Source organism: Bacillus sp. EB106-07-01-XG149 (assembly GCF_058791555.1).
The window spans coordinates 723,871-741,689 of the sequence record NZ_JBYTDP010000002.1; the positions used below are offsets into that span (position 1 = coordinate 723,871).

Annotated in this window: 18 protein-coding genes and 2 other annotated features; all 18 genes read right to left on the minus strand. The window is 37.4% G+C overall.

The genetic code is table 11. From position 1 onward, the window contains the following. Positions 1-46: 46 nt before the first annotated feature. The 18 genes from rpmA to spoVID all read right to left on the minus strand — a co-directional run bounded on the left by rpmA (position 47) and on the right by spoVID (position 17,711). Complete coding sequence (gene rpmA, locus AC3WTA_RS09855) at positions 47-337, minus strand: 50S ribosomal protein L27 (RefSeq protein WP_000944957.1); 291 nt, start codon at positions 335-337, stop codon at positions 47-49. A gap of 3 nt (positions 338-340) precedes the next feature. Continuing rightward, entirely contained in the window at positions 341-685 is a 345-nt protein-coding gene (locus AC3WTA_RS09860) for a ribosomal-processing cysteine protease Prp (protein WP_002008596.1), read from the minus strand. An 11-nt stretch (positions 686-696) separates the two neighbouring features. Next, positions 697-1,005 (minus strand): 50S ribosomal protein L21, encoded by a 309-nt coding sequence (gene rplU / locus AC3WTA_RS09865; protein WP_000270907.1) that lies wholly within the window; start codon positions 1,003-1,005, stop codon positions 697-699. Between the two features lie 14 nt (positions 1,006-1,019). Next, positions 1,020-1,097: a sequence feature (ribosomal protein L21 leader region), on the minus strand. A gap of 77 nt (positions 1,098-1,174) precedes the next feature. Next, positions 1,175-2,563 carry an Rne/Rng family ribonuclease gene (locus AC3WTA_RS09870; protein WP_000855438.1) on the minus strand — a complete coding sequence of 463 codons (1,389 nt, stop codon included), beginning with the start codon at positions 2,561-2,563 and terminating at the stop codon, positions 1,175-1,177. Between the two features lie 67 nt (positions 2,564-2,630). After that, positions 2,631-3,491: a stage IV sporulation intramembrane metalloprotease SpoIVFB gene (gene spoIVFB, locus AC3WTA_RS09875; RefSeq protein WP_000599080.1), complete on the minus strand. Its 861-nt coding sequence runs from the start codon at positions 3,489-3,491 to the stop codon at positions 2,631-2,633. Continuing rightward, positions 3,484-4,230, minus strand: coding sequence for a stage IV sporulation protein SpoIVFA (gene spoIVFA, locus AC3WTA_RS09880; protein ID WP_000797469.1), 747 nt, complete (start codon positions 4,228-4,230; stop codon positions 3,484-3,486). Before spoIVFA ends, spoIVFB begins: the two co-directional genes overlap by 8 nt. Before the next feature lie 133 nt (positions 4,231-4,363). Beyond that, a complete protein-coding gene (gene minD / locus AC3WTA_RS09885) occupies positions 4,364-5,161 on the minus strand; it encodes a septum site-determining protein MinD (protein WP_000503312.1) in 798 nt (265 codons plus the stop codon). A gap of 2 nt (positions 5,162-5,163) precedes the next feature. Continuing rightward, entirely contained in the window at positions 5,164-5,850 is a 687-nt protein-coding gene (gene minC, locus AC3WTA_RS09890; RefSeq protein ID WP_000391511.1) for a septum site-determining protein MinC, read from the minus strand. A 35-nt stretch (positions 5,851-5,885) separates the two neighbouring features. After that, positions 5,886-6,431, minus strand: coding sequence for a rod shape-determining protein MreD (mreD, locus tag AC3WTA_RS09895; RefSeq protein WP_000975757.1), 546 nt, complete (start codon positions 6,429-6,431; stop codon positions 5,886-5,888). 14 nt (positions 6,432-6,445) lie between these two features. After that, on the minus strand, positions 6,446-7,297 hold the full coding sequence (mreC, locus tag AC3WTA_RS09900) for a rod shape-determining protein MreC (RefSeq protein WP_001135497.1): 852 nt from the start codon (positions 7,295-7,297) through the stop codon (positions 6,446-6,448). A gap of 41 nt (positions 7,298-7,338) precedes the next feature. Beyond that, complete coding sequence (gene mreB / locus AC3WTA_RS09905) at positions 7,339-8,358, minus strand: cell shape-determining protein MreB (RefSeq protein ID WP_000466737.1); 1,020 nt, start codon at positions 8,356-8,358, stop codon at positions 7,339-7,341. A 157-nt stretch (positions 8,359-8,515) separates the two neighbouring features. Further along, positions 8,516-9,193, minus strand: a complete 678-nt coding sequence (gene radC / locus AC3WTA_RS09910) for a DNA repair protein RadC (RefSeq protein ID WP_001013378.1) — start codon at positions 9,191-9,193, stop codon at positions 8,516-8,518. Between the two features lie 46 nt (positions 9,194-9,239). Beyond that, positions 9,240-9,815, minus strand: coding sequence for a Maf family protein (locus AC3WTA_RS09915; RefSeq protein ID WP_001226270.1), 576 nt, complete (start codon positions 9,813-9,815; stop codon positions 9,240-9,242). Between the two features lie 220 nt (positions 9,816-10,035). Then, a complete protein-coding gene (locus AC3WTA_RS09920) occupies positions 10,036-10,998 on the minus strand; it encodes a stage II sporulation protein B (RefSeq protein WP_492332869.1) in 963 nt (320 codons plus the stop codon). Positions 10,999-11,163: 165 nt separating this feature from the next. Beyond that, complete coding sequence (locus AC3WTA_RS09925) at positions 11,164-12,465, minus strand: bifunctional folylpolyglutamate synthase/dihydrofolate synthase (protein WP_000582057.1); 1,302 nt, start codon at positions 12,463-12,465, stop codon at positions 11,164-11,166. 92 nt (positions 12,466-12,557) lie between these two features. Next, positions 12,558-15,203, minus strand: coding sequence for a valine--tRNA ligase (locus AC3WTA_RS09930; protein WP_000072220.1), 2,646 nt, complete (start codon positions 15,201-15,203; stop codon positions 12,558-12,560). A 37-nt stretch (positions 15,204-15,240) separates the two neighbouring features. Next, positions 15,241-15,473 (minus strand) — a binding site (T-box leader). Between the two features lie 172 nt (positions 15,474-15,645). Then, positions 15,646-16,671: a spore coat protein YsxE gene (ysxE, locus tag AC3WTA_RS09935; protein WP_000350663.1), complete on the minus strand. Its 1,026-nt coding sequence runs from the start codon at positions 16,669-16,671 to the stop codon at positions 15,646-15,648. Positions 16,672-16,733: 62 nt separating this feature from the next. Continuing rightward, entirely contained in the window at positions 16,734-17,711 is a 978-nt protein-coding gene (gene spoVID, locus AC3WTA_RS09940) for a stage VI sporulation protein D (RefSeq protein WP_000179735.1), read from the minus strand. Between the last annotated feature and the right edge of the window lie 108 nt (positions 17,712-17,819).

Here is a 17,819-nt window from a genome sequence, read left to right on the forward strand (position 1 = left end):
TAGAAAAACTCTAACCTGCACTCAGGTTAGAGTTTTCCGTGAGTTCTTATGCTTCTTGAGCAACAGGATATACGCTCACTTGTTTGCGGTCACGGCCAAGACGCTCAAAGCGTACTACGCCGTCAACTTTCGCGTATAAAGTGTCATCGCCACCACGACCAACGTTAACACCTGGATAAATTTTTGTACCGCGTTGACGGTAAAGAATTGAACCACCTGAAACCGTTTGACCATCTGCGCGTTTAGCACCAAGACGTTTTGACTGAGAGTCACGACCGTTCTTTGTACTACCTACACCTTTCTTAGATGCGAAAAACTGAAGATCTAATCTTAACATACGTTACACCTCCTGCACTTTTTCTATTAAACGGATATACTTTCCGTAATCAAGTTCGATCGTCTTAAGCGAAACAACCAATCCTTCTAAAAGTATCTGTGCTTTTTCTGCTGTATGAACGTCTAAATCATTAGGCAATTCATACGTTAAGAATCCGCCGTCACTTCCGAGTTCAATAGTTGCCTGCACATTACAAAGTTCTTCCACTGCATTTATAGAACCAAACACAACCGCTGTAGTTCCAGCACAGACAAGATCTTGTCCATGTGGCGCATAATTGGCATGTCCAGTCATTTTAAATGATTGGATACTTCCTAATTTCGTGCGACTTATCGTAATTTTAATCATGTTAACCTGGATTAAGCGTTGATAGCTTCAACAACTAGCTTAGTGTAAGGTTGACGATGACCTTGTTTCTTACGATTGTTCTTTTTCGCTTTGTATTTGAAAACGATGATTTTCTTAGCGCGACCTTGTTTTTCAACTTTCGCAGTAACTGTTGCACCTTCTACAACTGGGCTACCAACTTTAACGTTTTCGCCACCAACGAAAAGAACTTTGTCAAAAGTAACAGTTTCACCAGCTTCAACATCTAATTTTTCAATGTAGATTGCTTGACCAGCTTCAACTTTAATTTGTTTTCCACCTGTTTCGATAATTGCGTACATACTTGCACCTCCTCTTAATTACTAAGACTCGCCAAAAACGAGGTAGACATAAATGTCTTTAGGGAACCTGTCTTGTGCGGTTGTAGCATATAGCCGTTTAGGTGCTATAAACTATAACATAAAGATGTTATCATGAATCATAGACGGTTGTCAATAAATGTTCTACTAACTATTTTTTCCGTTCTACAATTTCTGTTTTACTTCCAAAACGAATAATAGCATACTTTTCGATCATATCATCTTTGAAATAAATTTCAAATGGAATATTTTTGTGTAATTCTTTTTGCAAGAATTGTTTTTGTAATTCTTTAGGTGCCGCGATTAATACTGCCTCATCCTCTATATTGCCATATGTAATTAGCTCTCTCTCTAACTCATACGCAATTGTTTCATATGACATCACATACCCCGTCGCTTTGCACGGTACACACTCTTCTAGTAATACGTCGCGTAAAGAATGTTTCTTACGTTTACGTGTCATCTCCAAAATCCCTAACTCTGTAAAACCGAGCACTCTTGTATATGTGCGATCATTTTGCATAGCAGCCATCAGACATTCTCTTACCTTTTCTTTATCTTCTCTTCTTTTCATATTAATAAAATCAATTAATATCATACCACCGATATCACGCAGTCTTAATTGACGTGCAATCTCTTCAGCTGCCACTTCATTTGTACGAAGGACTGTATCTTGTAAATTCTGTTTTCCAGTAAACTTGCCCGTATTCACATCAATTACAGTCATCGTCTCCATTTGTTCCACAATTAAATAAGCACCATTCGGGAGCCACACAATTTTTTGAAGTGCTTTCTCGATCTCACGCTCTATTCCAAAATGGTTAAACATTGAAGATTTTTCATTATAAAAAGATACTTTTTCTTTTCCGATCTTTTCTTCTAATTCTTTTACTATACTTCTTGTATCTACAACTACTTTTTCAATCGTTTCAATCGGATTCTCTTGGAATACACGATCTAAAAAGGTCGCCGGTCGATGAAGTAGTAACGGTGCCTTTCCTTGGCCCTCTTTTCTTTTTAGCTCTTCATATAACTGCTGTAACCTTTGCATTTCAGCTTGTATTTCTTCAATTTCTCCTTTTTCAGAAGCAGAGCGGAAAATATAACCTCCTGTCCCTTCTACCTCAATTTGGAGTAGCTGTTGCCTTCTTTTATTGTTTTTTATTTTCCGAGAAACCGCACGCATTTCATCATATGGCATATAAACGACATATTTCCCGGTAAATTCTATGTTCGCCGTCAATTTCGGTCCTTTCGTATCAATTGCCTCTTTCACAACTTGCACGAGTACTGCTTGCCCTTCATGTATACGATAAGAAGATGGTACATCATCGTATGAAAGGTACGCATGTTTTTCTAAACCGATGTTTACAAAAGCTGCGTTCATTCCAGCAATCGTTCTTACGATACGTCCAACATAAATATGCCCAACAATCTCTTGTTCTTCATTTCGTTTCCATAAAAACTCAACAATTTTTTTCTTCTCTTCAATTGCAACGCGTTTTTCCGATCCTGCATAGTTCATATATAACGTTTTCAAAATTCTTTCCTCACTTTATAATCTTCTTTGCTTTTACAATAATAAAAGGTTAGTGCTATCGTCAACACTAACCGATTAATTCTTCAACAGATGAAGTTGTTCGTTTTTCAGTAAAATACGCATAGAGTAATTCATTTTCATCCAATGTGTAATGTTCTTTATATTTTCCATGGACGATAATAGAGTGCTTATACCCTCTACGAAATTTTGTGAATATCTTATATAAATGATCTTCGGATTGCACTTCAATAGGTGCAATCTTTTCAATTCCTCTTTTGTTCCCATAATAACGTTCTAATAAAAAACGCATAAAGGCATACTGTCTTTGTTTCCACTCTTGATATAACGACACCGCTAAAAATATGAGTAATACCCACATCATAATATTGTTACTATTCCAAAGTAACTGCCACACTAGTATTACACTAAAAAAAACACATGATAATTTCATCATCTTTTCATGTGCTTGTAAATAAGGAAAACGATATGATAATACGTTAAACAATACTTTTCCACCATCAAGCGGCCAAATAGGTAGTAAATTAAATGCTAAAATAATTATATTATTCCATATAAAGAAATAATATAAATCTGCACCCAGCCAACCAGCTTCAAACACTATATAACCTACCACCATCATCCAAATATGTTGTATAGGCCCTGCAATTACAACAACAAGTTCCTCTTTCAATGACTTATTCCCATGTTCCTCAAGCTCAGCCACACCACCAAACGGTAAAAGTTGAATCTTTTTAATACGCCAATTGTAGTGTGCCGCCGCGAAGGCATGCCCAAGTTCATGGATAAGAACGATACAAAATAACAGTAGTAACTCTTTAAAACGTGCCGTAAAAATACCAATGACAATAATAACCCAAAACAACGGATGCACTGAAATCTTCGTTAAAACTTCTCTATATTTAATCAAATGAAATCACCTGGATCGGGTCAATAAATTTTTCATTCTTTTTTATCGCGAAATAAAACTTACCATTTTTATTATTCGCATCATTATTCACCGTTCCAATTTTTTGTTTCTTTGAAACGTAATCATATAATTTCACTGTCATGTCATTTAAATTCGCATACCACGATTCTGTTCCATCTGCATGCTGAATTTGAACCGTATTACCAAGCTCCTCTTTCTTACCTGCAAAAACAACTAGCCCTTCATTCACTGACTCAACAGTTGCATTTGTAGCTGTTTGAACAAATACACCTTGGCCATTTTTTTGAAACCCTTGCATCACCTTTCCAGAAGCAGGGATGGCATAATCTTTTTGCTGAATAGTTCCTTCTTTTTTCTCAGTAGGTGAATAAAATACGAGCGGTTTTCCAAACTGCTTTTCGTACCATTTCGCTACAGTAGCAAACTGAAATTCTTCTTTCATCACTTTTTCTGTAACAGCTTTAGCACCGTCGAAAGAAGGGGGTGCATTCTTATATAAAATAGCGACAGAAAGAACTAATATTGCTGATAACAAAACTTTGAAGAAAAATACTTCTTTTCGAAATAAAGGATGAATTTCCTTTTCTCCTTCTTCAATAAATACTGTTTCACTATCAAAATTTCCACCAGCAAAATACTGCTCTTCCTCCATCCTTTCTTGCTCTGCCTTCCTTTTCGCAATCCGTTTTTTAATTTCTTCTACACGTCTATTCTTCATACTGTCTCCTTTCTTTCGTTAAGCTAATTTAAATAGAAACAGTTGTATACAGTTTGTACATATGTATGAGCTAAGAAAGGAAGATATTCGTGTGAAGAAAAAAGAAAGCACTTCGCATATGTGCGAAGTGCTTTTAACGGATTCCAAAGAAGTTTTTCATCTTTGTAAATACCGATACCTTTTCTTGTCCAAATGCTTGCAATGGTACATTCTCACCCAACAAGCGTCTTGCAATATTACGATAAGCTAACGCTGCTTTTCCGCTCGGTTGCAACGCTACAGGTTCACCTGTATTTGTAGCACGAATAACTTCATCATCATCCTCGACAACCCCAAGAAGCTCGATTGACAATGTACGTACGATTTCATCAACATCTAACATATCCTGCTCATGAAGCATATGACTACGCACACGATTAATAACAAGTTTTGGTGGTTCAATATCCTCTTTTTCTAAAAGCCCGATAATACGATCCGCATCGCGCATTGAGGATACTTCTGGCGTCGTAACAACGATTGCTTTATCCGCACCAGCTACCGCATTTTTAAATCCCTGCTCAATCCCCGCAGGACAATCAATTAATATGTAATCATAATCTTGACGTAATACTTGTATTAATTCATCCATTTGTTCAGGTGTTACCGCTGATTTATCACTCGTTTGTGCTGCAGGTAATAAATAAAGATCATCAAAACGCTTATCTTTAATAAGCGCCTGAGGTAAACGGCAACGCCCTTCAACGACATCAACAAGATCAAATACAATACGATTTTCCAGCCCCATTACTACGTCTAAGTTTCGAAGACCGATATCTGTGTCAATTAAGCACACTTTCTTTCCAGATAACGCCAGGGCTGTACCAATGTTCGCAGACGTTGTAGTTTTACCTACTCCGCCTTTTCCAGATGTAATTACTATTGCCTCTCCCACAGCTATACAATTCCCCTTTCTAACTTTGTTAAATTAGGTCTAAGATGAGTGAGAAGTTGCAGTCGATCGACAACAATGTGATTGTTCTCATTAATATACGCACATTCTGCCGCCTCCGCTCCGTCTTCTTTCTCTTCCGGAGCCCGCATTGCCACATCACTAATTCGAAGTTGCATCGGGTTCATATCAGATGCAGCGATTACAGCATCCGAATCCCCATAATACCCAGCATGCGCAATTCCTCTTAATGATCCTACGACAAAAATATTCCCCCCAGCGATAACCGTTCCGCCTGGATTAACATCTCCAATTAACAATAAATTTCCTTTTACATGTAAAACTTGTCCAGAGCGAACAATTTTGGAAATAGGGACAATTTCTGTTTCTTCTTTCCAAGCTATTGCTTCTGCTTTCGTTATAACATCACTTTCAATTGAATCCACAACAAGATTCTTTTTATTACGAATTAACGTACGAATCTCTTCTTGTTGGACTTCTGTTAAATAACGATTTCCCACTTTCACATGCACTTCAATTAAAGAGCGCCCATCACCATCATAGTAATGTGTAGAAAGCTTTTCATCCAGTTCCTCCAGTAATTCAGAGAATGAACAACAATCATCTAAATGAAGCGTTATTCCGTCTTTTGTCCCTTTTATTGTTACATTTTGTTGCTTTTTTTCTTCCACTAAAGTTCACCCCACCGATTCAATTCGACATAAAATTAGAAAATCCTTTTTTCTTTTTCTTCCATCGCTTTTGAAAGACGCACTAAATATCGTCTCAGTGGGAAACAAACTATCAATAAGAAAATTGCATTTAGCAATAAAGTAGACAGGAGACGATCTGTGAAAAAGACATACGCTGACATATGAGTACGTCCTAACAAAGTTAAAAATCCATACACATAATACTCTAGTGCTACAATGCTAGCTAGTACAATAGAAGCAACAATAAATAAATTCAATTGTAGTATCTTCATCACACTATAAACTAAATACGCTAAAATCGGATACGCAAATATATATATACCGACAAGTTCTGTGTATACGGTATCAAATAAGAAACCAAATAAGAGTCCGTAATAAATCCCTTGGACCGGACTATAGTACACAGTAATAAAACATAACACAATTATAAAGAAATGAGGTGCTGCTATACTGTCTTTCCAAAAAACCTCTGTTGGAACAATAGTAGCAAACATATTTTCAAATAGAAAAACAAAAAGGAGCAAAAGAGGAAGAGCTGCTCTTTTTAAAATCTTCATCATCTCTTCTCCCCCTCCTATTCTAATGGCGCTGAAGGCGTTGCACGTTTAGCAACCATAATATGCTCTACGTCATTCAAGTCAGCGGCCGGTTTTACATAAGCTGTTTTTGTTAAGCCGTATGGATCTGGCTGAACATCAACGATTGTTCCAATTACAAGACCTTTCGGGAAAATATCACCAAGTCCAGATGTTACAACTAATTGATCTTTCGTTACCTGAGCATCAGAGCCAATCTTTGTGAAAAGAAGTAAGTGCTTTTCTTTGTCGTAACCTTCAATCAATCCGAAGATTTTCTCATCACCTTGTACGATAGCAGAAACACGATTTGTTCGGCTCATAGAGCTTAGCAATTCTACTGATGATGTAAACTGGGATACACTTTTCACTCGTCCAACTAGACCTTGTGAAGTTACTACAGCCATATCTTTTTTAATTCCTTGCTGTGCTCCTTTATCAATTCCGATTAAATCGTACCATTTATCTGGATTACGAGAAACAACAGTAGATGGAATTTCAGTATATTGGCTATTCAACTCTTTTTTACCCGTTAACTCTTGTAACTTCTTGTTATCATCTTCTAATTGTTTTACTTTCCCTGATAGACCTGCATAATTATCTAATTTTGCTTTTAATTCTTTATTCTCTTCATACGTGCGCTTTACATCCTCTACATTTTCGAAGAATCCAGCTACGTATTTCGCTGGCTTTTGGAATACACGTTCTACAACACCGACAGTGTCTTTAACAAACTGCTCTGGCCATGTTAAACTGTTCCGTTCTTTCAATGAGATTCCAATCAATGCCACGAGAAGAATAATACTAACTAACAAAACAATTAATCTTTTGTTTAAGAAAAACTGTGGCACGTTCACACCCTCTTAATTTCATTGATTTTTATTTTGCAATATTATCGAGCAGCAGTTTTGAAAAGATCGATATTGTCTAATGCTTTACCCGTTCCAATTGCTACGCAATCTAATGGGTCTTCTGCAACAAGAACTGGCATATTTGTTTCTTCACTAATCACTTTATCTAAGTTACGTAGTAATGCTCCGCCACCTGTTAATACGATACCACGGTCCATAATGTCTGCCGCTAATTCAGGTGGAGTTTTCTCTAACGTATTTTTAACAGATTCTACAATTGCATCTACTGTATCTTTTAATGCATCTGCAATTTCTTCTGGCTGAATTAGTACTGTTTTTGGTAAACCACTTACTAAATCACGACCGCGAATTTCCATAGGCTCGATACCTTCTGGCTCGCCTGCAGAACCGATTTCTAATTTTAATGCTTCAGCCGTTCTTTCACCAATCATTAAGTTATAGCTTTTCTTAATGTACTGAATGATTGAATCGTCCATATCATCACCCGCAACACGAACTGATTGACTTGTTACAATACCACCTAAAGAAATGATTGCAACTTCTGTTGTACCGCCACCGATATCAACAACCATACTACCAGTTGGTTCCCAAACAGGTAAGTTCGCACCAATTGCTGCTGCAAATGGTTCTTCGATTGGATAAGCATCACGAGCACCCGCTTGACGAGTCGCATCGATTACTGCACGTCTTTCTACAGCTGTAATACCAGACGGTACACATACCATTACGTAAGGCTTACGTGAGAAGAATCCATTTGATTTTTGAGCTTGTTGAATGTAATATTTCATCATTGTTGCTGTCGTTTCGTAATCAGCAATTACACCGTCTTTCATCGGGCGAAGTGCCACAACGTTTCCTGGTGTACGACCAATCATTTGTTTTGCATCGCTACCTACAGCAACGATTTGTTTCGTATCAGTTTGTAACGCTACTACTGAAGGTTCACGTAAAACTACACCTTTTCCTTTTACATATACAAGCGTGTTCGCAGTTCCTAAATCTATTCCAAGATCGCGAGTAAAGCCACCAAATCCAAACATATTATTTATCTTCCTTTCTTGTTTTCACGGACTCATTTTTTCTTACTTTATATTATAAAAACAGTACGTTTTTTATATCTTTATCCTTCTTGTAGATAAATTTCTACAAAAAACTCATAAATCACATTATAAAACAAAATAAGTAAAAAGCATAGTCTTAAATATGACCTTTTTCCTTTAAACTCACGAATTTATGGTCACCTATTATAATATGGTCAAGCACTTCTATTCCTATAATCTGGCCGCATTCTACTAAGCGTTTCGTTACTTCAATATCCTCTCGGCTCGGCGTGGGGTCTCCTGAAGGGTGGTTATGAAGACATATGATAGAGGCTGCTGCGCGGCGGAACGCTTCTTTAAAAACTTCTCTTGGATGTACAATTGATGTGTTTAAACTTCCAATGAAAATCGTTTGCCTATGTATAACTTGATTTTTTGTGTTCAAATATAAACATACAAAATGCTCCTGCTGCAGGAAGCGCATTTCTTCCATCATATATCTCGCACAATCTTCTGGGCTTCGAATGCTGTATCTATTTTGATATTCTAAACGTACCATTCTTCTACCAAGTTCAAAAGCAGCTATAAGCTGGGCTGCCTTTGCAATCCCAACACCATGTATACTGACAAGCTCTTCTAACGTTGCATCTTTCAACATACGTAAACCATCAAAGTGATGTAAAATTTTATCTGATAACTTTAAAACTGTTTCTTCTTTAGAACCTGTTCTAAGTAACACAGCAAGAAGCTCCCGATTCGATAAACTTCCAGCTCCTTCTAACAATAAACGCTCCCGTGGCTGTTCTTCTTTGACAACATCACGAATACCGTTCATTTCTCCACCCCTTTATTTGTTCTCTCAAAGAAAATCCCATGCAATTTTACGCATGGGTTACATCAATATTAAATTGTTTTAATTCCCGAACAAGACGTGAAATTGGTAACCCGACTACACTATAGTAGTCCCCTTGAATATGTTGAACAAAAATAGATCCTTTACCTTGAATTCCATAACTGCCTGCTTTATCAAGAGGTTCTTTTGATGCAACATATACGTCAATTTCCTCTTCTGTTAATTCCCAAAACGTAACTTCTGTACGCTCGTAAAAAGTGACTGTTTTGTCTTTTGCTATAATTGCAACACCAGTATACACTTCATGTGTTTTCCCTGATAATAATTGCAACATTTCTTTCGCCTCAGCCTCATTAGAAGGCTTTCCAAGAATACGCGATTCATATGTAACAATTGTGTCTGCACCTAACACAATGTAATCACTATTCGTTTCTGCTACCGCAGATGCTTTTTGCAGGGCGAGGGACATAACGATATCAGAAGGTGATGAGTACGCACCAATCGTCTCTTCTACTTCACTTACAATGATTTCAAATGGTACATCCGCTAACTCAAGCAGTTCCTTCCTGCGAGGTGACCCTGATGCTAAAATAATTTTTCTCATATTTTCTCCTTCCTTTCTCACATGAAGCAGAATCATTTACATCAATCGTATCAAAGGAATAGTTTGTCCACAAATGAAAGAAATATTATTTTCTCTAAATAAAATAATACTTTTTACTAAAATACGATTATATTCCTGCCATAGAGAAAGCACTTTGCTCTAAATTCAAAAGAAAAGAAAGAAGTACCTATACTTCTTCCTTCGTCATTTCATTATCCTATTATTTCACCTTTTGGGAAACAATTTTTTCATATGAAAGTATACCATCAATAATAACTTGATTTAATTTCGCCAAAGATTCCTTATCACCTTTTCCATCCTTCACTGTTTGCACAGCTACTGACGTATACATATACAATTTCTTTGCTTCTTCCTGCTTCATACTTTTCCCTTCTTTTCCAATTGCTTTCCACTCTTTTTCAATCGCACCTATATCTTTTGCATTACTTTTTCCACTAGCTTGTACGCTGGAAGCATATTTTGCTAAATGAGTATATAATGGCTGTACTTTTGTTAAAAACGCCCCAACTTCTTTATCATCTTTAAGTAACGCTTTATCTGTTATATCCCAGTTCTTTTTCAATACGGAGACATTATCATTTTTATACTGCGTCATTAATTGATTTATGCCTTGTTCATCGCTAGCAATACCAACAACTAATGTATACTTATCACCGCTCGGTTTTAAAGCTGCAACGCCTCCATTACCTTTCCACTCTTCAAGAGCGGCCTGTCCCTTTTCTTCGGAAGAATAAATCCCTCCTTGCACAAAAAATAATTTCATTGGATCTAATGACGTTCCTGTCTGTGCTTTTTGTTTTTCCTCTTTTGGTGCCGGTGTTTGTTCTGCCGTTCCACCCACCTTTGATTCTTCATTTCGCATCTGCTTCGAAGCTGTTACTTCGCTTCCGCCTGTCGCACCTTGTCCTTTAAGTAACTGTAGCATTCCCATCCCAAACGCCGTACCAATAACAATCGCAGTTGCAACGATTGCAATTAACGTATTGCTCCACTTCTTTCGTTTTTTTTCCTTAGACACCAATTTCGCTTTTTGAAACGGAACAACGTTTTTCGGTCTTTCACTTTCTACTACCATCCATTCAAATTCATCTTTCTTCTTCTCCTCATACTTCGCTTCTGTTCCATTCACTTTCACTGAGATCGTTCGTGATTGCTTGTCCATACACTCACACCTCACCTCTTATCGTTGTCCGCATCATATCATATTCATTTCACAAAAAAACGAGATATTTGTCAGAGGAATTCGCCAAATAACCCTATATATTTATCTTATATGTATGCATTTGACTTCATTTGTAGAACAAAAAAACTAGATAGCAAAGACTATCTAGTTTTTCTCGCGAATATATTTTCGAACTTCCGAAATGAAATAAAGAGAACCTGTTATGATAAAAACATCATTTTCTCCAATCATTTCAACCTTCGTATCAATTGCCTCTTTCCAATTTTCAAAAACTAGTTTTGACTCTTTCTTTGCATACGATGCAAGCTTGTCAGCAGAAATAGCACGATCAAAGGCGAATGTTGTAAAAATAATTTCATCGGCAATGGTTTCTAATTGATCTACCATATTATGCAATTGTTTATCACCTAGGGCAGTAAATAAAACTATTACATTTTTATTTTTGTAATGTGATTCTACTGTTTTCACAAGACTTTCGATACCTTCTGGGTTATGGGCACCATCTATAATAATATCTGGATTGTTTTGCAGTTTTTCAAATCGCCCAATCCAATACGCTTCCTGTAATCCAGTTCTTATTTCTTCTTCCTCAATTAAAAATGATAAGTATGTTTTGACATACATGACTGCCATAAGTGCAAGTGCTGCGTTTCCTACTTGGTGAACACCTTTCATTGAGATTCGCACATCTTCAAAGGTGGCGAAAGGACAAGTGAAATCGAACTGTTCTCCATCTTCGCCAGACTGTTTATGTAACGCTGTAAAATGCTTGCCCATCTCGTATAAGTTTGCATGATTTTCCTTTGCAACTTTTTGAATGACTTGCAATGCTTCCTCATCTCGTACACCAGTAATAACTGGAACACCAGACTTAATAATCCCCGCCTTTTCATATGCAATTTCTCCTAGTGTGTTCCCTAAAATATGCATATGATCGTGGCCGATATTTGTAATAATCGTAAGAACAGGATGAATAACATTCGTAGAATCAAAGCGCCCTCCAAGCCCTGTTTCAAATAAAACAACATCACAGAAATTAACTTTACCGAAATAACAAATTGCCATAACAGTAATAATTTCAAACTCAGTCGCTTCCCCTAAATCCGTCTCATCTAGTTTTTCAACGACTGGCTTTACCATCTTTACAAGTTCAGTAATCTCTTCATCTGCAATTGGTGTCCCGTTCACACTAATACGTTCGTTAAATGTTTCAATATAAGGAGAGGTAAATGTTCCTACCTTATATTTTGCATCTTCTAACATGTAGCGCATATATGTTAACGTTGAACCTTTTCCATTTGTACCAGCAAGATGAACACATTTTATGTGACGCTCTGGATTTCCGAGCTCTTCTAGCATCCATCTCATTCTTTCTAATCCTGGTTTAATACCAAACTTCAATCGGCTATGAATCCACCCTATCGCTTCCTCGTATGTATGTATCACGTATGCTTTCCCCTTTCAAAAGACAACCTTCATACTCCTATTATACGCAAAGAAAAGAGACTCACCAATATAGTGAGCCTCTAAAAAACATTTTACTTTTCAAGATCTGCTAGACGTTGGCGAACTGCTTCACGTTTTTCTAGGTAGTCTTGTTCTTTCGCACGCTCTCCGTCAATAACTGCTGCAGGAGCTTTCGCTACGAAACCTTGGTTTGAAAGTTTCTTCTGTACACGTTCTACTTCTTTGTCGAACTTCTCAAATTCTTTCTCAAGACGTGCTCTCTCTTCATCAAGATTGATAAGATCAGCTAACGGTAAGAATAACTCTGCACCTGATACGATTGCAGTCATTGCTTTTTCTGGTGCTTGTAAATCCGTTTGAATTATTAATTCGCTTGGGTTACAGAAACGCTCAATGTAAGAGCTGTTTTTTGTAAGTTGAGCAAGTACAGCCTCATCTTTTGCTTTAATTTGCATTTGAACTTTTTTGCTCATCGGCGTATTAACTTCTGCACGGATGTTACGAACAGAGCGAATGATATCAACTAGAAGGTGCATTTCTGCCGCAGCTTCTGTATCTTGTAAATCTTCGCGAACTGTTGGCCACGCTGCTACTGTAATAGATTCGCCTTCATGCGGTAAATGTTGCCAAATCTTCTCTGTTACGAATGGCATGAATGGGTGTAATAGACGCATTGTTTGGTCTAATACGTAAGCTAAAATAGAACGAGTTGTTTTCTTAGCTGCTTCATCTTCACCGTATAGTGGAAGTTTCGCCATTTCAATGTACCAGTCACAGAAATCGTCCCAAATGAAGTTGTATAATGAACGACCAGCTTCACCGAACTCATATTTATCCATGTTACGCGTTACGCTTTCGATTGTTTCGTTTAAGCGAGTTAAAATCCACTTATCCGCAACTGATTTTTCACCAGTTAAATCGATTTCTTCATACTTCATATCATCCATGTTCATTAATACGAAACGTGATGCGTTCCAAATTTTATTAATGAAGTTCCAAGTAGACTCTACTTTTTCCATACTGAAACGTAAATCTTGACCTGGTGCGCTTCCTGTTGATAAGAAATAGCGCATTGCATCTGCACCGTACTTCTCGATAACATCCATTGGATCAATACCGTTACCAAGAGATTTACTCATTTTACGTCCTTGCTCATCACGAACTAAACCGTGAATTAATACATCTTTAAATGGACGCTCACCAGTAAACTCTAAACCTTGGAAAATCATACGAGATACCCAGAAGAAGATGATGTCATAACCCGTTACTAATGCATCTGTTGAATAATAACGTTTAAAGTCTGCTGAATCTTCATCCGGCCAGCCAAGTGTTGAGAACGGCCATAACGCTGAACTGAACCATGTATCAAGTACGTCGTTATCTTGATTCCAGTTTTCAATATCTGCTGGTGCATCTGTACCTACGTATACTTCACCAGTTTCTTTATGATACCAAGCTGGAATACGGTGTCCCCACCATAATTGACGAGAAATACACCAGTCGTGAATGTTTTCCATCCAGCGTAAGTATGTGTTTTCAAAACGTTCTGGTACGAACGTTACTTTCTCTTCTTCTTTTTGTTGAAGCTCTACTGCCTTCTCAGCAAGTGGAGCCATTTTTACGAACCATTGTGTTGATAAGTAAGGCTCAACAACTGCACCACTACGCTCACTATGACCTACTGAATGCATATGAGGCTCGATTTCTACTAATACGCCCGCTTCTTGTAAGTCCTTCACTAACGCTTTACGGCATTCGAAACGATCCATACCGTTATACTTACCAGCTTTTTCGTTCATTGATCCATCTTCGTTCATTACTAAGATACGTGGTAAGTCATGACGGTTACCTACTTCAAAGTCATTCGGGTCATGAGCTGGTGTAATTTTTACAACGCCTGTTCCGAAATCTTTTTCTACGTACTCATCAGCAATAATTGGAATCTCACGGCCTACGATTGGAAGTGTAACTGTTTTCCCGATTAAATGTTTGTAACGATCGTCTTCTGGATGAACTGCTACTGCTGTATCACCAAGCATCGTTTCTGGACGAGTAGTCGCAAGACGAATATGACCAGAGCCATCTGTTAACGGATAGTTCATATGGTAGAATGCACCTTGAACTTCTTTATGAATTACTTCAATATCAGAAAGAGCTGTGCGTGTTGCTGGGTCCCAGTTGATAATATATTCACCGCGGTAAATTAAGCCTTTTTCGTATAATTGAACGAATACTTTATTAACCGCATCAGATAAACCTTCGTCTAATGTGAAACGTTCACGAGAATAGTCTAGTCCTAAACCAACTTTCCCCCATTGTTGACGAATGTGAGACGCGTATTCCTCTTTCCATTCCCAAGCTTTTTCAAGGAATTTCTCACGGCCAAGATCGTAACGTGAAATACCTTCTTCACGAAGTTTCCCTTCTACTTTCGCTTGTGTTGCGATACCCGCATGGTCCATTCCTGGAAGCCATAATACATCGTAACCTTGCATACGCTTCGTACGAGTTAAAATATCTTGAAGAGTTGTATCCCAAGCATGACCTAAGTGTAACTTACCAGTTACGTTCGGAGGTGGAATTACAATTGTGTATGGTTGTTTCTTCTCATCTCCTGTTGCTTCGAAATATTTGCCTTCAAGCCACCATTGATAAAGGCCTTCTTCAACGGACATATGATCATATTTAGTTGGTAAATTCTTTTCCGTGTTTGACATTATTTTCCCTCCTTAAAATAAAAAATGCCCCTCATCCAAAAAGGACGAGGGACATCGCGGTACCACCTTTATTTACAAACAAATTCAGAAATTTGCTTATACTCTTAATTTGATAACGGACAAATCCGTCTTTTCCTAATGAGAACTATTCCGTTCAGAAAAGATGCTCCAGGGCTACCTTCTAACATAACTATCTAGAGAATCTCCCAGCTAATGATTCTCCTCTCTGAAGACGTTTCTTGTTATACTCTTCCCCTTCAAGGCATTTATATGATTGTTAATTATTATATACAATAGTGTAAAAAACGAAACCCTATTCGTCAAGATAAATTTAATACTATGGCTTTTGGGGCAAAAAAAGAAGATAAGTAGCATCCTCTACTTATCTTCTTTATCCCGCTATTTGCGGGCAGTAAGATCCCCCACTAATTAAAGTTTCACTTTATCCGTTCCCTTGCTGGGCAGCTTGTAATTGCGAAAGGAAATATTCTATATTGCTAACGAGCCAATGCGATTGTTGTAAGCTCTTTACTCCGAGAAGTTCATTTTCCTCATTGCGACTCTCTCTTCTTTTCTTATAAGACTGGATTTGCCGAATAAATTGCGATGGATACGTCATATACGCAAACATGAGTAGTTGCTCTTCTTTCGTAAAAGGGAAATTTTTTTGGTACATTTGATACCATTCAAACCGATCACTTCGCGCAATTGGATACGTGTTTAAAGACCGAGAATAAAAACCAACTATATCTTGCACTGGTGTTGCAAACTTCGATTTTTCTAAACTAATAAAATAGCCATTCCGTTCATAATCAAATAAGAAATGATTAAGCGATACGTTACCATGCACAAAAGTAATACGTGTTTTTTCTTTTTCCTTCATCGCATCGTTCCACTCAGTTAATTGCTTCGTTGCAAACTCACGAGCCCTCATTACATGATGATAGTACGTACAATATTGCAATTCAAACGGAGACATATACCACTTCGCTTCAGATTCTACGAGAAACTCTTCTAACATCTCACCATCATTCTCCCAGCGATCGGATATATTTGTATAATGTTTTTCTAAATCTTCTTCTGTATACGTTTCTTCTTTCACCGTTTTTTGATGTAACGTCCCGAGAGTTTGAAACATTTTATGGTATTGATCATTATCCTCGCCGTTGCCTTCCGCACGTTCTAACCAAGGCATTAAATAATAATTATACGTCCCGTCACTTAAAATATAATTTCCATCCGTCGCATGGTATATAGGTACATAATTTGAAAAACCGTTCTCCTTCAAATATTGAATATGGTGCAAAAAGTTATTCCGCTCTAACTTCCCGTCTTCTATTTTCTTGAGCGCATACGGACCTTGATTAGTGTAAATTTTCGTTACACTTCCGTGCTCTTCCATATGCTGTGTATCCAATCTGTATTGCCTTACAATGGGTTCATAGCGATTTCGTAATTCAATATCCATACGAATAACCCTTTCTATTCAAAACATAGCCTTTAGGAAAATAAGCGAGTGAAAACACTCACTTATTTCGCTTTTGCCCTTGAAACAGGAATATAAATAATTTGTCCCGCAGTTAAATATATATCTTCTGTTTGATTGACACGATATAAGTTTTGTACAGACGTTTCATAACGGTCTGCAACAGATTCAATTGTATCCCCTTCTTGAACGAAATACATTCTTAACTTTGTAAATTCTTCTTCCGGTTCTTTCGTAAATATTTTCGTTAAATAAAGTGCATTTTCATCTCGCTGTGAATACGTTTCTTCTTCTTGCTCTTCTTGTTTTTTCGCTTTTTCTTTCTTGAAATCTTTTCTTCCGAACAATTCAAATTGTGGCGTTGATTCTTTCTCCTCTTCACGCTCTACAAATTCATGTTCTTCTATTTCCTCTTCCTCTACTTCCTGCTCTTTTCTTTCCTCTAGTTGGAACGGTTCAAATGCGTAATCTTCCCACTCATCTGATTCCTTATAGACTGGTTCTTCTACGTGCGGCGCAGGTCTATTTTCATCCTCTTGTGCTGAATCAGCCTCTAACTCAGCATACGCTGTTTCTTCCTCTTCATCCTCGATTCTTTCTTCATCACATAAACCAGTGATAGATATATCCGCTAATAATTGTAAGCAACCATTTTCCTTTAATTCATAATCAAATTCTTCAATAGATACATATAGTTCTTCAATTACTTTCACACGGTTTCTCGGAATTGATATTTCAAGCGGAAAGGAATGAACAAGTTCATTAACCCCATCTTCCCTTGTTTCTACATAATCAATTGACTTCGCTGGCGATAGATCTCTTAATGAATAAGCCGAATCATCTTGCCGCGCAACATACTCTCCCGTTAAATCTAATTGCCCTCTCACGATAACTTCATGATCAAGCTCTTCTATCTCAACGTCTGGATCTAACGAAATTGACAAAAGTTCTTCGACTTCCTGTCCTTTTTGGAACCAAACAGATTCTTTTAATGAAAAACGTAATGAATGATCTGTTGCCACTTCTTTTCCCCCTCCCAAACTATATGTCATTACAGATTTATGTATGGAAAGCTGATTTTATGAATAAAAAAAAATCACTCCCCTTATGGAGAGCGATTTTCTTTCAAC

Coding starts and splice junctions, on each gene's coding strand:
- rpmA (WP_000944957.1), bottom strand. CDS start 337: ATGTTAAGATTAGATCTTCAGTTTTTCGCATCTAAGAAAGGTGTAGGT.
- AC3WTA_RS09860 (WP_002008596.1), bottom strand. CDS start 685: ATGATTAAAATTACGATAAGTCGCACGAAATTAGGAAGTATCCAATCA.
- rplU (WP_000270907.1), bottom strand. CDS start 1,005: ATGTACGCAATTATCGAAACAGGTGGAAAACAAATTAAAGTTGAAGCT.
- spoIVFA (WP_000797469.1), bottom strand. CDS start 4,230: ATGAAGAATAGACGTGTAGAAGAAATTAAAAAACGGATTGCGAAAAGG.
- mreD (WP_000975757.1), bottom strand. CDS start 6,431: ATGATGAAGATTTTAAAAAGAGCAGCTCTTCCTCTTTTGCTCCTTTTT.
- mreB (WP_000466737.1), bottom strand. CDS start 8,358: ATGTTTGGATTTGGTGGCTTTACTCGCGATCTTGGAATAGATTTAGGA.
- radC (WP_001013378.1), bottom strand. CDS start 9,193: ATGAACGGTATTCGTGATGTTGTCAAAGAAGAACAGCCACGGGAGCGT.
- AC3WTA_RS09915 (WP_001226270.1), bottom strand. CDS start 9,815: ATGAGAAAAATTATTTTAGCATCAGGGTCACCTCGCAGGAAGGAACTG.
- AC3WTA_RS09920 (WP_492332869.1), bottom strand. CDS start 10,998: ATGGACAAGCAATCACGAACGATCTCAGTGAAAGTGAATGGAACAGAA.
- AC3WTA_RS09930 (WP_000072220.1), bottom strand. CDS start 15,203: ATGTCAAACACGGAAAAGAATTTACCAACTAAATATGATCATATGTCC.
- ysxE (WP_000350663.1), bottom strand. CDS start 16,671: ATGGATATTGAATTACGAAATCGCTATGAACCCATTGTAAGGCAATAC.